Annotated in this window: 12 protein-coding genes; 6 read left to right on the forward strand and 6 right to left on the reverse strand. The window is 70.3% G+C overall.

Features of this window, described 5'->3' with window-relative positions; genetic code table 11:
- Positions 1-21: 21 nt before the first annotated feature.
- The 4 genes from ABEA62_RS02060 to ABEA62_RS02075 all read right to left on the reverse strand — a co-directional run bounded on the left by ABEA62_RS02060 (position 22) and on the right by ABEA62_RS02075 (position 7265).
- A complete protein-coding gene (locus ABEA62_RS02060; protein ID WP_286213883.1) occupies positions 22-3015 on the reverse strand; it encodes a glycoside hydrolase family 3 C-terminal domain-containing protein in 2994 nt (997 codons plus the stop codon).
- A 126-nt stretch (positions 3016-3141) separates the two neighbouring features.
- Positions 3142-3555: a hypothetical protein gene (locus ABEA62_RS02065; RefSeq protein WP_286213884.1), complete on the reverse strand. Its 414-nt coding sequence runs from the start codon at positions 3553-3555 to the stop codon at positions 3142-3144.
- Positions 3556-3707: 152 nt separating this feature from the next.
- The gene (locus ABEA62_RS02070) at positions 3708-6080 is read right to left on the reverse strand and encodes a glycoside hydrolase family 3 N-terminal domain-containing protein (protein WP_286213885.1); all 2373 of its coding nucleotides are present in this window, start codon (positions 6078-6080) and stop codon (positions 3708-3710) included.
- 339 nt (positions 6081-6419) lie between these two features.
- A complete protein-coding gene (locus tag ABEA62_RS02075; protein ID WP_345378323.1) occupies positions 6420-7265 on the reverse strand; it encodes a biotin--[acetyl-CoA-carboxylase] ligase in 846 nt (281 codons plus the stop codon).
- A gap of 48 nt (positions 7266-7313) precedes the next feature.
- On the opposite strand from ABEA62_RS02075, the gene ABEA62_RS02080 reads away from it, so the two are divergent.
- Genes ABEA62_RS02080 through ABEA62_RS02090 form a run of 3 tightly spaced genes read left to right on the forward strand, consistent with a single transcriptional unit; the run spans position 7314 to position 9756 of the window.
- On the forward strand, positions 7314-8894 hold the full coding sequence (locus tag ABEA62_RS02080; protein ID WP_345378325.1) for an acyl-CoA carboxylase subunit beta: 1581 nt from the start codon (positions 7314-7316) through the stop codon (positions 8892-8894).
- Positions 8891-9136, forward strand: a complete 246-nt coding sequence (locus tag ABEA62_RS02085) for an acyl-CoA carboxylase subunit epsilon (protein WP_286213887.1) — start codon at positions 8891-8893, stop codon at positions 9134-9136. The genes ABEA62_RS02080 and ABEA62_RS02085 overlap by 4 nt, the downstream gene beginning before the upstream one ends.
- Complete coding sequence (locus ABEA62_RS02090) at positions 9133-9756, forward strand: SanA/YdcF family protein (RefSeq protein WP_345378327.1); 624 nt, start codon at positions 9133-9135, stop codon at positions 9754-9756. The genes ABEA62_RS02085 and ABEA62_RS02090 overlap by 4 nt, the downstream gene beginning before the upstream one ends.
- On the opposite strand, the gene ABEA62_RS02095 is transcribed toward ABEA62_RS02090, so the two are convergent.
- Both ABEA62_RS02095 and ABEA62_RS02100 read right to left on the reverse strand, forming a co-directional pair.
- The gene (locus ABEA62_RS02095) at positions 9719-10168 is read right to left on the reverse strand and encodes a MarR family winged helix-turn-helix transcriptional regulator (protein ID WP_286213890.1); all 450 of its coding nucleotides are present in this window, start codon (positions 10166-10168) and stop codon (positions 9719-9721) included. The genes ABEA62_RS02090 and ABEA62_RS02095 overlap by 38 nt on opposite strands.
- A gap of 55 nt (positions 10169-10223) precedes the next feature.
- Positions 10224-10673: a MarR family winged helix-turn-helix transcriptional regulator gene (locus ABEA62_RS02100; protein WP_286216717.1), complete on the reverse strand. Its 450-nt coding sequence runs from the start codon at positions 10671-10673 to the stop codon at positions 10224-10226.
- 94 nt (positions 10674-10767) lie between these two features.
- Here ABEA62_RS02100 and ABEA62_RS02105 point away from each other — a divergent pair, with 94 nt between their 5' ends.
- The 3 genes from ABEA62_RS02105 to ABEA62_RS02115 all read left to right on the forward strand — a co-directional run bounded on the left by ABEA62_RS02105 (position 10768) and on the right by ABEA62_RS02115 (position 15006).
- Positions 10768-12384 (forward strand): MFS transporter, encoded by a 1617-nt coding sequence (locus tag ABEA62_RS02105; RefSeq protein ID WP_286213891.1) that lies wholly within the window; start codon positions 10768-10770, stop codon positions 12382-12384.
- A gap of 9 nt (positions 12385-12393) precedes the next feature.
- Positions 12394-13035: a Maf family protein gene (locus tag ABEA62_RS02110; RefSeq protein WP_286213892.1), complete on the forward strand. Its 642-nt coding sequence runs from the start codon at positions 12394-12396 to the stop codon at positions 13033-13035.
- Between the two features lie 192 nt (positions 13036-13227).
- Positions 13228-15006, forward strand: coding sequence for an acetyl/propionyl/methylcrotonyl-CoA carboxylase subunit alpha (locus ABEA62_RS02115; protein ID WP_286213893.1), 1779 nt, complete (start codon positions 13228-13230; stop codon positions 15004-15006).
- Positions 15007-15024: the final 18 nt, after the last annotated feature.

Genomic DNA, 15024 nt, shown 5'->3' on the forward strand with positions numbered 1-15024 from the left:
ACGAGGCCCGGCATCGTTGTCCTACGAGGCGTCGGTGGCCGACGCTCCCGTGGAGGCGGGGCGGTGGCGGCGCACGCGGCGCACCACCATCACCACCGCGAGCAGCACCAGCACGCCCACCACCGCGGTGGCGACGATCTGGATGACCACCCACGTCGGCGGCGTGTAGTCGACCGTCGCGCCGGGCGCGAGGCCGTCCATCGCGTTCGAGTTGGCCACCGTGAACAGGATGTTGTGGGTGGCCTCACGGATGTCCGTGACCGCCTTGTCCGACGACGTGTCGCCGAAGGACTTGGAGGGCTGGAACGTCAGCGTAAGGTCGGTGCCCGCGCTGATGGACTGGTTGGGGTTCATGTACGGGTAGAGGTTGAAGTCCGAGATTGCGAATCCCTCGAAGCCCCACTCACCCCGCAGCACGTTGGTCATGAGCGCCTCGGAGCCGCCGGCCCACACGGCGCCGATGCGGTTGAACGAGCTCATGATGCCGCCGGCACCGATCGTGGTCTCGGCGAGGGTGCCCTCGTCGTCCGCGATGTAGGTGACGTCCATCGTGATGTTCTTGACGCCGATCTCGAAGGCCTTGAGATAGACCTCGCGGATCGTCTGCTCGGTCGCCCAGGTCGCGATGCCGTTGTTGACGCGGTTCGTCTCCTGCTCGTTGAGCGCGAAGTGCTTGATCATCGTGTAGACGCCCTTGGTCGCCGCGCCGTTGGCGACGGCGGTGAGCATCTGACCCGAGACCACCGGGTCCTCCGAGTAGTACTCGAAGTCGCGGCCGCCGAAGGGCGAACGGTGGAGGTTCACCGCGGGGGCGTACCAGCCGTTGATGTCCTTCTGGAGCGCCTCGTTGCCGAGCATCACGCCCATCGCCTCGCCGAGCGCGACGTCCCACGTCTGGGCGATGAGCACCTCTGACGGGTAGGCCACGCCGTTGATCGACGAGTTGATGAAGGAGGAGAAGCCGGCCGGGCCGTCGGGCTCGACGGTCTGGGGCTTGCCGATCGAGCCGATCGCGGCGGTCTGGTACGCGCCGTTGAGCAGCATGTCGGTCATCTCACCGAGCGACAGCGAGTCGAGCAGCGTGTCCCACTGAGGGTCGTCCTTCGCCAGTCCACGCATGTCGATCAGCGCGAGGTCGGAGTCGGCGTTCAGCGTGGGTGCGTCGCCCTCGAAGGCCTCCGCGGCGGCGTCGTAGTCCCACGCCTGGAAACCCTCGATCGCGGTCTCGCTCGCGACCAGCATGTCCTCGGTCGGCGCCGTGGGGAACGTGCCGGCGAAGTCGGCGCGCGAGAACACGGGGATCTTGCCCGCCTCGCCCGTCGTCGTGAACGCCTCGGAGACGTCGTCGAACTGGTTGGTGACCTCGGCCAGATCCGACGCGCGGTGGTCGTCGCCCGCGTACACCACGTCGGAGTCGACGGTGTAGACGAACGGCTCGGTGCCCTCCGCGATCGTGTGCGAGTCGGTCTGGACCGTGATCTGGTAGTCGCCGGCCTCGAGCACGTACGCGCGGTTCTCGAGGTAGTCGTAGGACGCCATGTCCTCGACCGCGATCTCGATCGTGACGGCCTCGGAGGCACCGGGCTCGATCAGTCCGGTCTTGGCGAAGCCGCCGAGCACGACCGACGACTTCTCGATGCCGCCCGGCGTGTAAGGCGCCGAGTAGTACAGCTCCACGACGTCCTTACCCGCGACGTCACCCGTGTTGGTGACCTCGACCGTGACCGCGATGGTGCCGTCGACGTCGCCCGCCTCGGTCGCCGTGACCTCCCACGCGAAGTCGGTGTAACTCAGGCCGTAGCCGAAGGGGTACACGACCGCGGAGTCGTAGTCGATGAAGCCCTCGACGGCGGCGGTCTCGTAGTAGCGGTAGCCGAAGTAGATGCCCTCGGCGTAGTTGACGAACGGCGCATCGGTCGTGATGGTCGCGTTCGAGGTCGCGGCCTCGGTCGCGGACACGGGGAACTCGGCCTCGATGTTCGAGTACACGAACTCGCCGAAGTTGTTCCAGGTGGGGTCCGCGGTGAAGTCGGCGGCCCAGGTGTCGACCGTGCGACCCGACGGGTTGACCTCGCCCGCGAGGATCGAGCCGAGCGCGTTGAAGCCGGTCGCGCCAGGAGAACCCGCGAACAGGATCGCGTCGATGCCGGCGTCGTCCTGAAGGTCGCCCATCTCGAGCGTCGTGGACGCGTTGACGACCACGACGACCGTCTCGAAGCTCTCCTTGGCGAGGGCGATCAGCGCCTTCTCGTCCTGGTTGAGCTCGAGCTGGTGCTCGCCCTCCTGGGCGCGCGGGTCAATGTTGTCGGGGTTGGCGATGTCGAGCATGTCCTGCGCGAGGTCACCGCCCTCACCACCCGGACGGCCGATCACGACGATTCCGGCGTCGCCGTACTGCGCGAAGGTCGAGGACTGCGCCTCGTAGCCGTCGATCTGCATCTCGCCGATGTGGAAGGTCGAGGTCATCGGCTGATCCATCTCGATGTGACCGCGCTTGTTCTCGGCCGCGAAGGCCTCGATCGCCGCGTACATCGAGTCGTTGATCGAGAAGCCGGCGTTCTCGAGGCCCGTGCGCACGTTGACCGCCGAGTTGGTGTCGACCGAGCCGGAGCCCGATCCACCGAACACGGGGTCGGCCGCCGCGCGGCCGAGCAGTGTCACGGCCGCGCCCTGCTCGAGCGGCAGCGCGCCCGACTCGTTCTTCGCGAGCACGATGCCGCCCGCGGCGATGTCCTCGACCAGCTGCTGGGCGGCCGCGTCGACCTCGTCCATGTCAGCGAAGTCGGACGTGTAGTACTCGGTGTCCCAGCCGGCGGACTGCTCCGAGTTGGTGAAGGTGTAGGTGCCGGATCCGAACTGCGAGGCGACCCATCCGCCCGCGACGACCAGGGCCACGTTCGCGACGACGGCGACCGCGGTCACCAGCGCGATCACGGGGATCCAGATCGACAGATACTTCTTGTTCGACATCCGTGCCTTCTGGGGCGCGGTGTCCTTGGGCGGACGCTTGCTCACTGCGAGTCTCCTTCAGAACTGTGATGCCCTCGTCCCCGACGGGCGGTGCGCCCGCCCGGCCCTGTCGGGCCGAGCGGGCGAGCCGCCCATGTCCGGAGAAGACGAGGCTTGTGGGGTCCTACCGAGTTACTCGGAGACCTCGGTGATGGTGCCGTCCTGGTCGATCTGCCAGGTCTGACCGGTCGCGGCCGACTCGGCCTCGATCACGAAGTTGCCGCCGTCGATGTTGACGGTGCCGGTGACGCGCTCGGCGGCGTCGGTCGCCACGAACGGCATGACCATGAGGCCGTACTTGACGGTGGGCTCGGTCACGTCCGACGCGAGCATGACCTGGGCCCACTCCTCGTCGGCGAGGGCGTCGAGGACCGCCTGGCGGGCGGTCTCAAGGTCGGTCGCGACGTCGACGGTCGACTGCTCTTCGGCAGCGGGGGCAGAGGCGCCGGGCTCGGCTGAGTCGCTCGAGCAACCGGCGAGCGCGAACGCGCCGCCCGAGGCGAGCAGGAGGCCGAGGCCCATCGCGCGCAGCTTGGTGTTCATCATGTCTTCTCCTAGGTGGGTTCGGGCCGGGGAACGGTCCACGATATGTGGCCGCCACCGGCGATCGATGACCCCTGTCGGGGCCGGTGTGGCTGTGCCCCGGGGGAGTCGAGCGACGACGCGCGCCGCTCGACTCCCCCGGGAGGCCCTCCTACTTAGCCCGCGATGGGGCCCGAGTAGTTGAGGCCGAAGCCGAAGTCGTAGGCGTTGCCTGCGGCGTCGGTGTAGGGCGTCATGTCCTTCGCGACGTCCTCGAGCTGGGCCTCGACCGTGTCCATGTTCGCGGGGAACTGGATGGGCAGGCGACCCGTGGGCTCGTAGGCGCCGACGGCCACGTCGAACACGGCCTGGTCGGAGGTGCCGAAGCTGACCAGGATCGCGTCCGAGTCGGCCTCGAACTCGGCGGGGATGATCGGGTTCACGGCCTTGAGGACCGTGATGACCGGGATGTCGTTGCCCGAGGCCTCGACCGCGGCGACCGCACGCTCGAACGCGTCCAGGTCGGCCTCGTTCGAGATGCGCGAGGTGTTGCCGAAGTACGAGCGGTTCTCCTGCGTGCCATCCTCGAGGATGTCTCCAGCGATCGACACCTTGCGGACGTTGTCGCCGTCAGCGGTGTACGGACGGTACTGGAGCGAGAACGGGTACCACTCGCCGGTCTCGGCGTCCTTGCCCGCGGCGGAGAAGTTGTCTCCGTTGTTCGGGCTGTCCATGCCGACGATGACCAGGTCGACGTCGCTGAGGTCGGGAGCCGTGATGCTCGTGGCCACGCCCTCGTCGTCGAGCACGACCTCGTCGGTCACGACGGTGCCGAAGATCTCCGCGGCGACATCGAGGTCCATGGTCGGGCCCTGGGTGTAGGTGGCGGGGCCGAAGAGGCTCGCGACACCGTTGTCCTCGGACTGCGGGATGTAGACGGTGAGCTCCTTGGGGTCAACGCCCTCCGCGATCACGCCGTCGTTCTTGAGCATGACCACCGAGGCGAGCTGCGCCTGGTAGCCGGCCTCGACCTTGTCGTCGGACGCGAGCACCGCAGCCGACTCCTCGGGCTCGAGGAATGCCGACTCGTAGAGTCCGGCCTGGAAGAACATGTTGAGGATGCGTGCGCCCGACTCCTGGAAGCGGGTCTCCGCGTCCACCTCGAGCTCGCCGGCCTCGAACTTCTCCTGCCACAGCGCGGCACCCTCGAGCAGGAACGTCGCGTCGTTCACGCCACCGAACATGTCGTGTCCGGTGCCCAGCACCTCGACGTAGCGCTCGGCGGGGGTCAGGTCCTCGGCGCCCCACGCGGTCGCGATGAACGCGCCCTCGTCGTTCGCGCCGGTCATGACGCCCCAGTCGGTGACGACCACGCCACCGTAGGAGTTGTCGTCGCGCAGGATCGACATGAGGCCCGAGTCGTACGCGGTGCCCATGCGGTCCTCGAACAGCGGCTCGCCGTCGGCGCCGACCGAGATCGAGTAGGAGGTCATGACGGCCGCCGAGTCGAGGGCCGACTGGAAGACCGAGATGTGCTCGGCGAGGTTGTCACCGGGGTACACGCCGTACTTGCCCGCGAAGGTGTGCGACTCGCGGCCGCCCTCGCCGGGTCCGTCGCCGGGCCAGTGCTTGATCATCGCGTTGACCGACTCGTTGCCCCACACGGCCTCGCCCGCGGTGCCCTGGAAGCCGGCCACGTAGGCGGCGGTGAGCTCGCTCGCGAGAGCGGCGTCCTCACCGAAGGTGCCGCCGACGCGCAGCCAGCGGGGCTCGGTCGCGAGGTCGATCTGCGGGCTGAGCGCGGTCGTGATGCCCAGCGCGCGGTACTCCGCGGAGGCCATCTCGCCGAACTGCTGGGTGTACGACGCGTCGAAGGTCGCGGCGAGGCCCAGGTTGGAGGGCCAGCGCGAGATGTCGGCACCCTCGGCGTTGTAGCCGCCGGAGCCGGCGGTCGACCGCGGGTCGGAGGCGAAGTTCACCGGCACGTAGGGCGTATCGGCGGTCGCGAGGGTCTCGACATAGGCCTGCATCGCGTTGACCCACGGCACGGTCTCGTCGGCGTTGCTGCCCGCGGCGTTGAGCACCGCGCGCAGGTTTGAGTCCTTGAGGTAGGTCATCTGCGCGTCGGTGAGGCCGTCCGCGGGGGTGCGCTCGTGCGAGCTGAAGAGCATGAGGCCCGCGATCTGCTCGACGGACATCTGCGACGACAGGTCGGCGGCACGCTCGGAAGCCTCGAGGCGCCAGTCCTCCCACGTGTCGAGTTCGCCGTTCGCGTTCATGTCCTTGAACGCCACGGTCGAGCCGTCGACGTCCTCTTCGATGAGCGTGATGCCGCTCTCCGCGCCGTAGGACAGGTCGGGGGCGTCGCCCGGGTTGTCGACCACGACGAAGGTCGTGTCGCCGTCGGTGACCTCACGCGTGGTGTAGTCGCTCGCCGCCTCGGGGCTGGGGCTCTCGGTGTCGGGCGTCGCGCCGGTGCACCCTGCCAGGGTGATCGCCATTCCCACACCGGCGAATGCGGCGATGCCCTTGATCTGCATGGGCCTCATGCGCGTGCCTCCTTCGTCATCGTTGACTGCATCGGTTTCTCCTCAGTGACCAGCAGAGCTGGATCGATGGCTGCGTCATCCGCGGCCGTGGCTCGCACTCGCACGTCTCGATCGAGGTGCCGCACCGCGGGGGTCATCACATCGCTGTCATGCCGCCTGCGGTCGTGCGCTCGAATCGGGCCGTCGGGGTGCTGAACGGCAGTCAATCAGCGCCGCGACGGCGGTCTACGGGTGGGCGCACAACCTGTCGGTTGGCGCGCACAACCTGTGCGGGCGCGACCGGCCCGTGACCGTTCCGTTATCGGTTCGTGACCAACGGCGGGGCGCCGGCCCGTGAGCCTAGCTCCGCCGCACGCGCACGTCTCCGGCGAAGACCACGCGGTCGGTGCCCGCCGCGGTGCGCACGACGAGCGCGCCGGATTCGGTCAGCCCCGTGGCGCGGCCCGTGATCGGCTCGCCGTCGGGAACTTCGACCGCGACGTCCCATCCGAGCGTCGCGGTGACCCGCTCGACCTCGCCGCGGATGTCGGCCCCCGCCTGCCACTGGGCGACGGCGTCCCTCAGCTCGGCCGCGAGCAGTCCCGCGAGGGTCGGCCGGTCCAGCGCCGTGGCACCGAGCGTGGCGAGCGACGCCGCGTGAGGCACCGGCAGCTCCGCGGGAGACTGCGAGACGTTGATGCCGATTCCGGCGACCAGGGCATCGTCCCCCGGCACGGCCTCACACAGGATGCCCACGCACTTGCGCCACCTGCCCCAGCCCGCGATGTCGCGCACCCCCGCCTCGACGACCACGTCGTTGGGCCACTTGAGCCACGCGCCCACTCCCACGCGCCGCAGCGCGCGCACGGTCGCGAGGCCAGCCACGAGGGGTGCCCAGCCGTAGTCGGCACGATCCACGTGGTCGGGCCTGATGAGGAACGATGCCGTGAGGGCCGCGCCGCGCGGCGTCACCCACGCGCGTCCGGCGCGCCCGCGGCCGGCCGTCTGGTGGTCGGCGATGAGGACGCTGAGGTGCGGCCACTCGTCTCCATCGCGGGCCACGAGGTCGAGCAGCCTGGTGTTCGTCGAGGCCGAGGTTGGCAGCACCTCGAGGCGTGCCAGCGTCGCGGGGACGAGCCCCGCGAGAGACGCGGCGGTGAGGGGGCGACGCGAGCGCGCGGTCTCGTCGGCGCCTGGCGTGCTCACCGGGCTAGGCTAGCGGGCGTCCGCTACGCAAGGAGAACCGTGTCCCCGATGAGGCCAGCGAAGACCACCCAGTCGGCGCTCGACGACCTGCGCCGCAAGGTCGACGCCGCCGTCACCGTGCCGGAGCAGGCGGCGCAAGAGAAGCAGCACGCGCGCGGAAAGAAGACCGCCCGCGAGCGCATCGATCAGCTGCTTGACCCCGGCTCGTTCACGGAGCTCGACCGCCTCGCGCGTCACCGCTCACGCAACTTCGGCCTCGATCGCTCGCGCCCCTTCGGCGACGGCGTCGTGACCGGGTATGGCACGATCGACGGCCGCCAGGTCGCGGTGTACTCGCAGGACTTCACGGTGTTCGGCGGCTCGCTGGGCGAGGTCCACGGCCAGAAGATCGCCAAGATTCAGGACTTCGCGCTGCGCACCGGCGTGCCGCTCATCGGCATCTCCGACGGCGGCGGCGCGCGCATTCAGGAGGGCGTCGCGGCCCTCACCCAGTTCGCCGAGATCTTCCGCCGCAACGTCGCGGCCTCGGGCGTGATCCCGCAGATCTCGATCATCCTCGGCCCCTCCGCGGGCGGCGCGGTGTACTCCCCCGCGCTCACCGACTTCATCGTCATGGCCGACGGCACGTCCCAGATGTTCATCACCGGCCCCGACGTGATCCGCTCGGTGACCGGCGAGGACGTGACCTTCGAGGAGCTCGGCGGCGGTCAGACGCACAACGCCACCTCGGGCGTCGCGCACTACCTGGCGCAGGACGAGGACGACGCGATCGAGTACGTCCAGCACCTCCTGCAGTACCTGCCGCAGAACAACCTCGCCGACCCTCCCGTGTGGGACCACGAGCACGACCTCGAGCCCTCGGATGCGGATCTCGCCCTCGACACGCTGGTCCCCGACTCGGACAACCAGCCCTACGACATGACGCGGCTCATCGAGGCGGTCGTCGACGACGGCGCCTTCCTCGAGATCCAGCCGTTGTTCGCGCCGAACGTCGTCGTCGGCTTCGCGCATGTCGAGGGTCACGCCGTGGGCATCGTCGCCAATCAGCCGATGCAGATGGCGGGCACACTCGACATCAATGCCTCGGAGAAGGCAGCGCGGTTCGTGCGCACGTGCGACGCGTTCAACATCCCGATTCTCACGCTCGTGGACGTGCCGGGCTTCCTGCCTGGCGTCAACCAGGAGCACCAGGGCATCATCCGCCGCGGCGCGAAGCTCATCTACGCGTACGCAGAGGCCACCGTGCCGCTCATCACCGTCATCACGCGCAAGGCCTACGGCGGCGCGTACATCGTGATGGCGTCGAAGCAGCTGGGCGCGGACGTCAACCTCGCATGGCCCACCGCACAGATCGCGGTCATGGGCGCGGGCGGGGCGGTCAACATCCTTCACCGCCGCACGCTCGCCGACGTCGACGCGAAGGGCGGCGACGTCGAGGCCGAGCGCCAGGCGCTGGTCGAGGACTACGAGGACAGGATCGTCAATCCATACGACGCCGCCGACCGCGGCTACGTCGACGCCGTGATCGAGCCGTCCCAGACGCGCGCCGAGGTGGTGCGTGCGCTGCGCGCGCTGCGCACCAAGCGTGCCTCGCTGCCCCCCAAGAAGCACGGGAACATCCCGCTGTGAGCGAGGCCGAGTCCGCGGCGCGCGAGTCCGGCTTGCGCGTCGTCCGCGGCGCCCCCGACGAGGCCGAACTCGCCGCACTGGTCGCCGGCATGGCGGCCATGGCGTCGGCTGCCGCCGCCGACGCCGACGAGCCGGGCAATCCGCTGTCCGCCTGGATGGACCGCTCGAGGACGATGCGCGGGCACCGGGCGACGTTCCCGCTCGCCCGCGGCGCGGACTCCTGGCGGCACTCGCTCCGATGAGGGTAGGGACCGCGACCGTGGCGGCCGCCGCCGCGGTCCTGGCTGCCCCGCAGGTCTATGCCAGAGCATCGGCGCGCGGTCGCCTCCACCCGGCGAACTCGACGCTGCTGCGCCCCGCCGGCGCCGCTCTGGTGCTGGGTGCGCGCGTATGGCCGGACGGACGGCCGTCCCGCTTCCTGCGCGAACGCGTCGAGGTCGCCGCCTCGCTGTATCACCGCGGGCTCGTGCCGCTGCTCGTCATGACCGGCGCCGCCCACAACCGCGAGGGTCTCGACGAGACGGCGGCGATGTGGCGCACCGCTCTCGCGCTGGGGGTGCCTGCCGAGGCGATCACGCTCGACGGCGCCGGCCACGACACGCGGGCGTCGGCGCTGGGCGCGCTCGACCTGGGGCTCACGGACGCGATCGTGTGTTCGCAGGAGTTTCACCTACCGCGCGCGATGTGGCTGTGTCGCAGCGTGGGGCTCGATGCTCAGGGTGCGCACGCGCCGGTGCTCGTGCGCCGCCACACCGCGATCGGATACGCGCGGGAGCTCCCCGCGACGTGGAAGGCCGCGCTCGAGATCGGCCGGGACGCCGGCCTCAGACGGGAACGCGGGTGCGGTCGAGCCCCGCGATGAGCTCGCCGAGGATGCCTCGCAGTGCCTCGAGCCTCGAGTCGTCGAGAGTCTCGAGCTGGTGGCGGCGCTGCGCGCGTGCCGTGCCCACGACCTCCTCCGCGAGGGCCCTTCCCTCCGGCGTAAGGCTGAGGCGGCGGATGCGGCGGTCGGACGCGTCCTCGCGACGCTCGAAGAGTCCCCGCTGCACCATGCGCTGGACGATTCCCGTCGCCACCGAGGGGTGGACGCCCACGGCATCGGCCATGTCGGTGGTCGTGCAGCCCTCGTCGGCGAAGAGGATCACGAGGGCGCGAAACTGATGCAGCGTGAGGCCCATGCTCGACACGGTCTCCGCGGTGCGGGGCACGCTGCGGCGCAGGAACGTCAGCAGGTCATCACAGGTCGCGTCGAGTAACGCGTCTCGATCGGTCACGCTGGCCCCCCACATCCGCCGTTGGCCGCCCCCGGCGAATCCCACTATAGCGGGGCTATTCAGGCTGTTTGTCCGAGTTCTCGGGCGCGCCCACGAGCGTCTGCAGGATCGCCCGCAACTGCGCCAGCTGATCGGCGTCCAGGAGGCGAAGGTGCTTCTCGTGCTGGCGCTCGGCGGCACGGACCACGTCGGCCACGAACTCCTCACCCTCAGCGGTCAGGCGGAGCAGCCTCACGCGGCCATCGTCGGGATCCGACTCGCGCGCGATCCAGCCGCGTTCGACGAGCCTCTGGATCACCCCGGTGGCGACGTTGGGGCGCAACCCCACCAGACGGGCGACGAGAGACGTCGGGCACGGCTCATGCGTGTGGACCACGAGCATCGTGCGCAACTGACCCAGGGTCAGGTGAGCGTCGTCGACCATGTCGGCCTGCTCGCCGATCGCGCGGCGCGCGAGCACGCCCTGCAGATCCAGGACCTCGCGCACGAGTCGGTCGCGCTCCATTCTCACCCCTTGATTCTACACTTCACGTGAACTATCCTGACCGCGTCCCCCCGCGACGGTGCGGGCCCCACCCCCATCCTTTCAAGGAGCACCCGTGTCCGCACCCGACGCCGCCCGCGCGCGCCTCGACGACGCCCTGGCCGAGGGCATCTCGGAGTCCACCTTCCGCCGCCGCTGGGCCATCCTGGCCACGCTCTGCCTCGGGCTGATGACCGCGATGATCGCGAACATGAGCCTCAATTTGGCCCTGCCCGACATCGCCGTCGACTTCGAACTCACCCAGCTCCAGCTCACGTGGGTCGTCGAAGCCTTCGCGCTCGTGTTCGCGGCGCTACTCTTCATCGCCGCCGCGATCGCGGACCGCTACGGTCGCAAGCGCGTCATGATGATCGGCCTCGTCATCTTCGTGGCGGCGTCGATCTACGCGCCGTTCTTCGCGACCACTGGCGCGGAGCTCATCGCCTCGCGCGCGGTGATGGGAGTTGGCGGCGCCCTCGTGATGCCCACCACGCTGTCGCTCGTCAACGTGGTGTTCCCGTCGCGCGAGCGGCCCAGGGCGATCGCGATCTGGTCCGCCGTGGCGGGCGTGGGCATGATGATCGGCTCGGTGCTGACGGGCGTGCTGCTGCACTTCTTCGACTGGCACTCCGCGTTCCTGCTGGGGGCCGTGTTCGGCATCGTGTCGCTCGTCGTCGCGCAGGTGATCGTGCCCGAGTCGGTCGACGAGAAGCGCACGCCTGTCGACTGGGTGGGTGGCGCGCTCGTGACGATCGCCCTCGCGGGGCTGGTCTACACGATCATGGAGGCGCCGTCGCACGGCTTCGACGAGCCCCTCACGGTGGCCGCCGCGGTCGCCGCCGCGCTCGCCCTCGCGGCCTTCATCGCGTGGGAGCGCCGTGCGCGCTTCCCGCTGCTGGACCTGTCACTGTTCCGCCGGTCGCGCTTCACGCTGTCCGTGGTCTCGGTCACGCTGACGTTCTTCGCGATGATGGGCGCGTTCTTCGGCATGACCCAGATCTTCCAGCTCGTCATGGGGTACGACGCGCTCGCGACCTCGCTCGCGTTCATCCCCTCGATGCTGCCGATGATGATCATCGGGCCCATGATCCCCCGACTCGTCGAGAGGGTCGGCACGCGCTGGACGGTCGTGCCCGGACTGGTGCTCATCGCGGGCGGCTTCCTGCTGATGACCACGTGGCCCACGGTGCCCTCATACTGGGACTTCCTGCTGGCGATGAGCACCATCACGCTCGGCATGGCGATGGTCATGACACCCGCGACCAACCTGCTCATGGCCTCCGTGCCGCGTAACCGGTCGGGCATGGGCTCCGCGATGAACGACACCACGCGCGAGCTGGGCGCCTCGCTCGGCATCGCGGTGCTCGGCTCGATGATCGCGAACGCCTACACCGCGAACATCGGCGACGTCGCGGCCCAGCTGCCCGGCGAGGCCGCGCGCGTGGTCGAGGACTCGTTGGCCGGCGCTCTCGCCGTGACGGATCAGATGGGTCCCGCGGGCGCCGCGATCGCGGAGGCCGCGCGGGCCGCGTTCATGGACGCCAACCAGCACGCGATGCTGATCTCCGCGATCATCGCCGCCGCAACGGCGGTGCTCATGCTCGTGGCCCTGCCGCGCGGGGACAAGTCCCTCGCCGCCGCCGAGCAGGAGCAGGAGCAGGAGGAGGACGATGCCGTGGTCGCCGCCCGTTAGGCTCGCGGCATGCCCGTCCCCCTCGTGCTCGCCTCTCAGTCCCCCGCCCGGCTGTCGACCCTGAGATCGGCCGGCGTCGAGCCGCGGGTGATCGTGAGCGAGGTCGACGAGGACGCCGCGCTTGCGGCCGCGCGGGACTCCCACGCGGCCGCGGGCTGGGGCGAACTCGAGCCCGCCGACGCGGTGCTCGTGCTCGCGCGTGCCAAGGCCGAGGACGTGGCCGCCGCGCATGCGACCGAGGCGATCGTGCTCGGCTGCGACTCGATGCTCGAACTCGACGGCGACATCCTGGGCAAGCCCGCCGACGCCGCGACCGCGATCTCCCGCTGGCACGCGATGCGCGGCCGCACCGGCGTGCTCCACACCGGCCACTGGATCGTCGATGATCGCGAGAGCGGGACGGGAGCCACGCTCGGCGCGACGTCGTCGACCGTGGTGCGATTCGCCTCGCTCAGCGACGCGGAGATCGAGGCCTACGTCGCCACGGGTGAGCCGCTGCGCGTCGCCGGCGCGTTCACCGTCGATGGCCTCGGTGGCCCGTACGTCGAGGCGATCGAGGGCGACTATCACGGCGTGGTCGGCGTGAGCCTGCCCCTCGTGCGCGAGCTGCTCCTCGAACTCGGCGTGGCCTTTCACGACCTGCGCGCCTGAGCGCCGGCGCCCGGCACCACCCCGCCCTTTGTAGAGGCGACACAACGACCGGACCCCTGGCAGGGCATCGTCCCCCGGGACTTTGTACCTATCCCACAAAACGGGCCCGCCCCACCTGTCGCCCGGCACAGTCTTGGCCCGTGCCGCGCCCGGCGAGGCACTCCCCGGTGATGCCCGCGCTACGGTTTCGGGGTGACTGCCTTCTCCTCCGTCCTGGTCGCGAATCGCGGCGAGATCGCGGTTCGCATCATCCGCGCATGCGCCGATGCGGGCCTGCGCTCGATCGCCGTCTACGCGGATCCCGACCGCGACGCGCCCCACGTGTCCCTCGCCGACGAGGCCTTCGCGCTGGGCGGCTCGACCGCGCGCGAGACGTACCTCGACATCGAGGCACTCATCGACGTCGCGCGCCGCTCGGGCGCCGAGGCCGTCCACCCGGGCTACGGCTTCCTCGCCGAGAACTCTGACTTCGCGCGCGCCGTGATCGACGCCGGGCTCACGTGGATCGGCCCCTCCCCCGACGCGATCGACGCGCTGGGCGACAAGGTCAGCGCGCGCCACATCGCGCAGCGCGCCGGCGCCCCGCTGGTGCCTGGCACCCCCGACCCGGTCGAGACGGCCGACGAGGTCGTGGCATTCGCCACCGAGCACGGCCTTCCCGTCGCGATCAAGGCCGCCTTCGGCGGCGGCGGACGCGGCCTCAAGGTCGCCCGCACCCTCGAGGAGATCCCCGAACTGTTCGACTCGGCGACGCGCGAGGCCGTCGCGGCCTTCGGTCGCGGCGAGTGCTTCGTCGAGCGCTTCCTCGACCACCCGCGCCACGTCGAGACCCAGTGCCTCGCCGACGCACACGGCAACGTCAAGGTGATCTCGACGCGTGACTGCTCGCTGCAGCGCCGCCACCAGAAGCTGGTCGAGGAGGCGCCCGCGCCCTTCCTCACCGACGAGCAGAACGCGCGCCTGGTCGCGGCGTCCGAGGCGATCCTCACCGAGGCGGGCTACCTGGGCGCTGGCACATGCGAGTTCCTCGTGGGCATCGACGGCACCATCAGCTTCCTCGAGGTCAACACGCGCCTCCAGGTCGAACACCCCGTGACCGAGGAGGTCACCGGGATCGACCTCGTGCTCGAGCAGTTCCGCATCGCGGCGGGCGGCTCGATCGCGCACCTCGCGCCCGAGGTGCGCGGCCACTCGATCGAGTTCCGCATCAACGGCGAGGACCCCGCGAACGGCTTCATGCCGGCGCCCGGCCGCCTCACGACCCTGCGCTTCCCGAGCGGTCCCGGCGTGCGCGTCGACGCGGGCGTCGCCGAGGGTGACACCGTGTCGGGCAACTTCGACTCGATGATCGCGAAGGTGATCGTCACGGGCGCGACCCGCGACCAGGCGCTCGCCCGCGCGCGCCGCGCCCTCGCGGAGATGACCGTCGAGGGCATCCCCACCGTGCTCCCGTTCCACCGCGCCGTGCTCGACGCGCCCGAGTTCACCGCGATCGGCGGCTTCCGCGTCTACACCACGTGGATCGAGTCCGGATTCGCCGATGCCGTGGCCGCCCTGGCACCCGCGGCGCCCCAGCAGGACGAGGCTCCCGCGGAGGCTGTCGAGCGGGTGATCGTCGAGGTGGGCGGCAAGCGCCTCGAGGTCGTGCTGCCCGCCTCGCTTGCGCAGGCGGGCCGGGCTGGAGCGCGCACGGCGGGCAGGCGTCCGCTACGCCGCGCGGGCAACGGCGGGCCGTCGCGCGCCGCATCCGGGGCGACCCTGTCGTCGCCCATGCAGGGGACCATCGTCAAGGTCGCCGTGGCCGAGGGCAACACCGTGGCCGAGGGCGACCTCGTGGTCGTGCTCGAGGCCATGAAGATGGAGCAGCCGCTCACGGCGCACCGCGCGGGCGTGGTGCGCTCGCTCTCCGCGACCGTCGGCGCCGGCGTGACCGCCGGCACCGCGATCTGCGACATCGTCGACGCCTCCTAGGGGCCTCGCGTCCGCTGC

Origin of the sequence: Demequina sediminis (genome assembly GCF_039545075.1) — a bacterium.
Classification (GTDB): Bacteria; Actinomycetota; Actinomycetes; order Actinomycetales; family Demequinaceae; genus Demequina; species Demequina sediminis.

Bases quoted from the DNA above. Each gene is read 5' to 3' on its own strand.
- ABEA62_RS02065 (WP_286213884.1), bottom strand. From the start codon at position 3,555: ATGATGAACACCAAGCTGCGCGCGATGGGCCTCGGCCTCCTGCTCGCC.
- ABEA62_RS02070 (WP_286213885.1), bottom strand. From the start codon at position 6,080: ATGAGGCCCATGCAGATCAAGGGCATCGCCGCATTCGCCGGTGTGGGA.
- ABEA62_RS02080 (WP_345378325.1), top strand. From the start codon at position 7,314: ATGAGGCCAGCGAAGACCACCCAGTCGGCGCTCGACGACCTGCGCCGC.
- ABEA62_RS02090 (WP_345378327.1), top strand. From the start codon at position 9,133: ATGAGGGTAGGGACCGCGACCGTGGCGGCCGCCGCCGCGGTCCTGGCT.
- ABEA62_RS02100 (WP_286216717.1), bottom strand. From the start codon at position 10,673: ATGGAGCGCGACCGACTCGTGCGCGAGGTCCTGGATCTGCAGGGCGTG.
- ABEA62_RS02110 (WP_286213892.1), top strand. From the start codon at position 12,394: ATGCCCGTCCCCCTCGTGCTCGCCTCTCAGTCCCCCGCCCGGCTGTCG.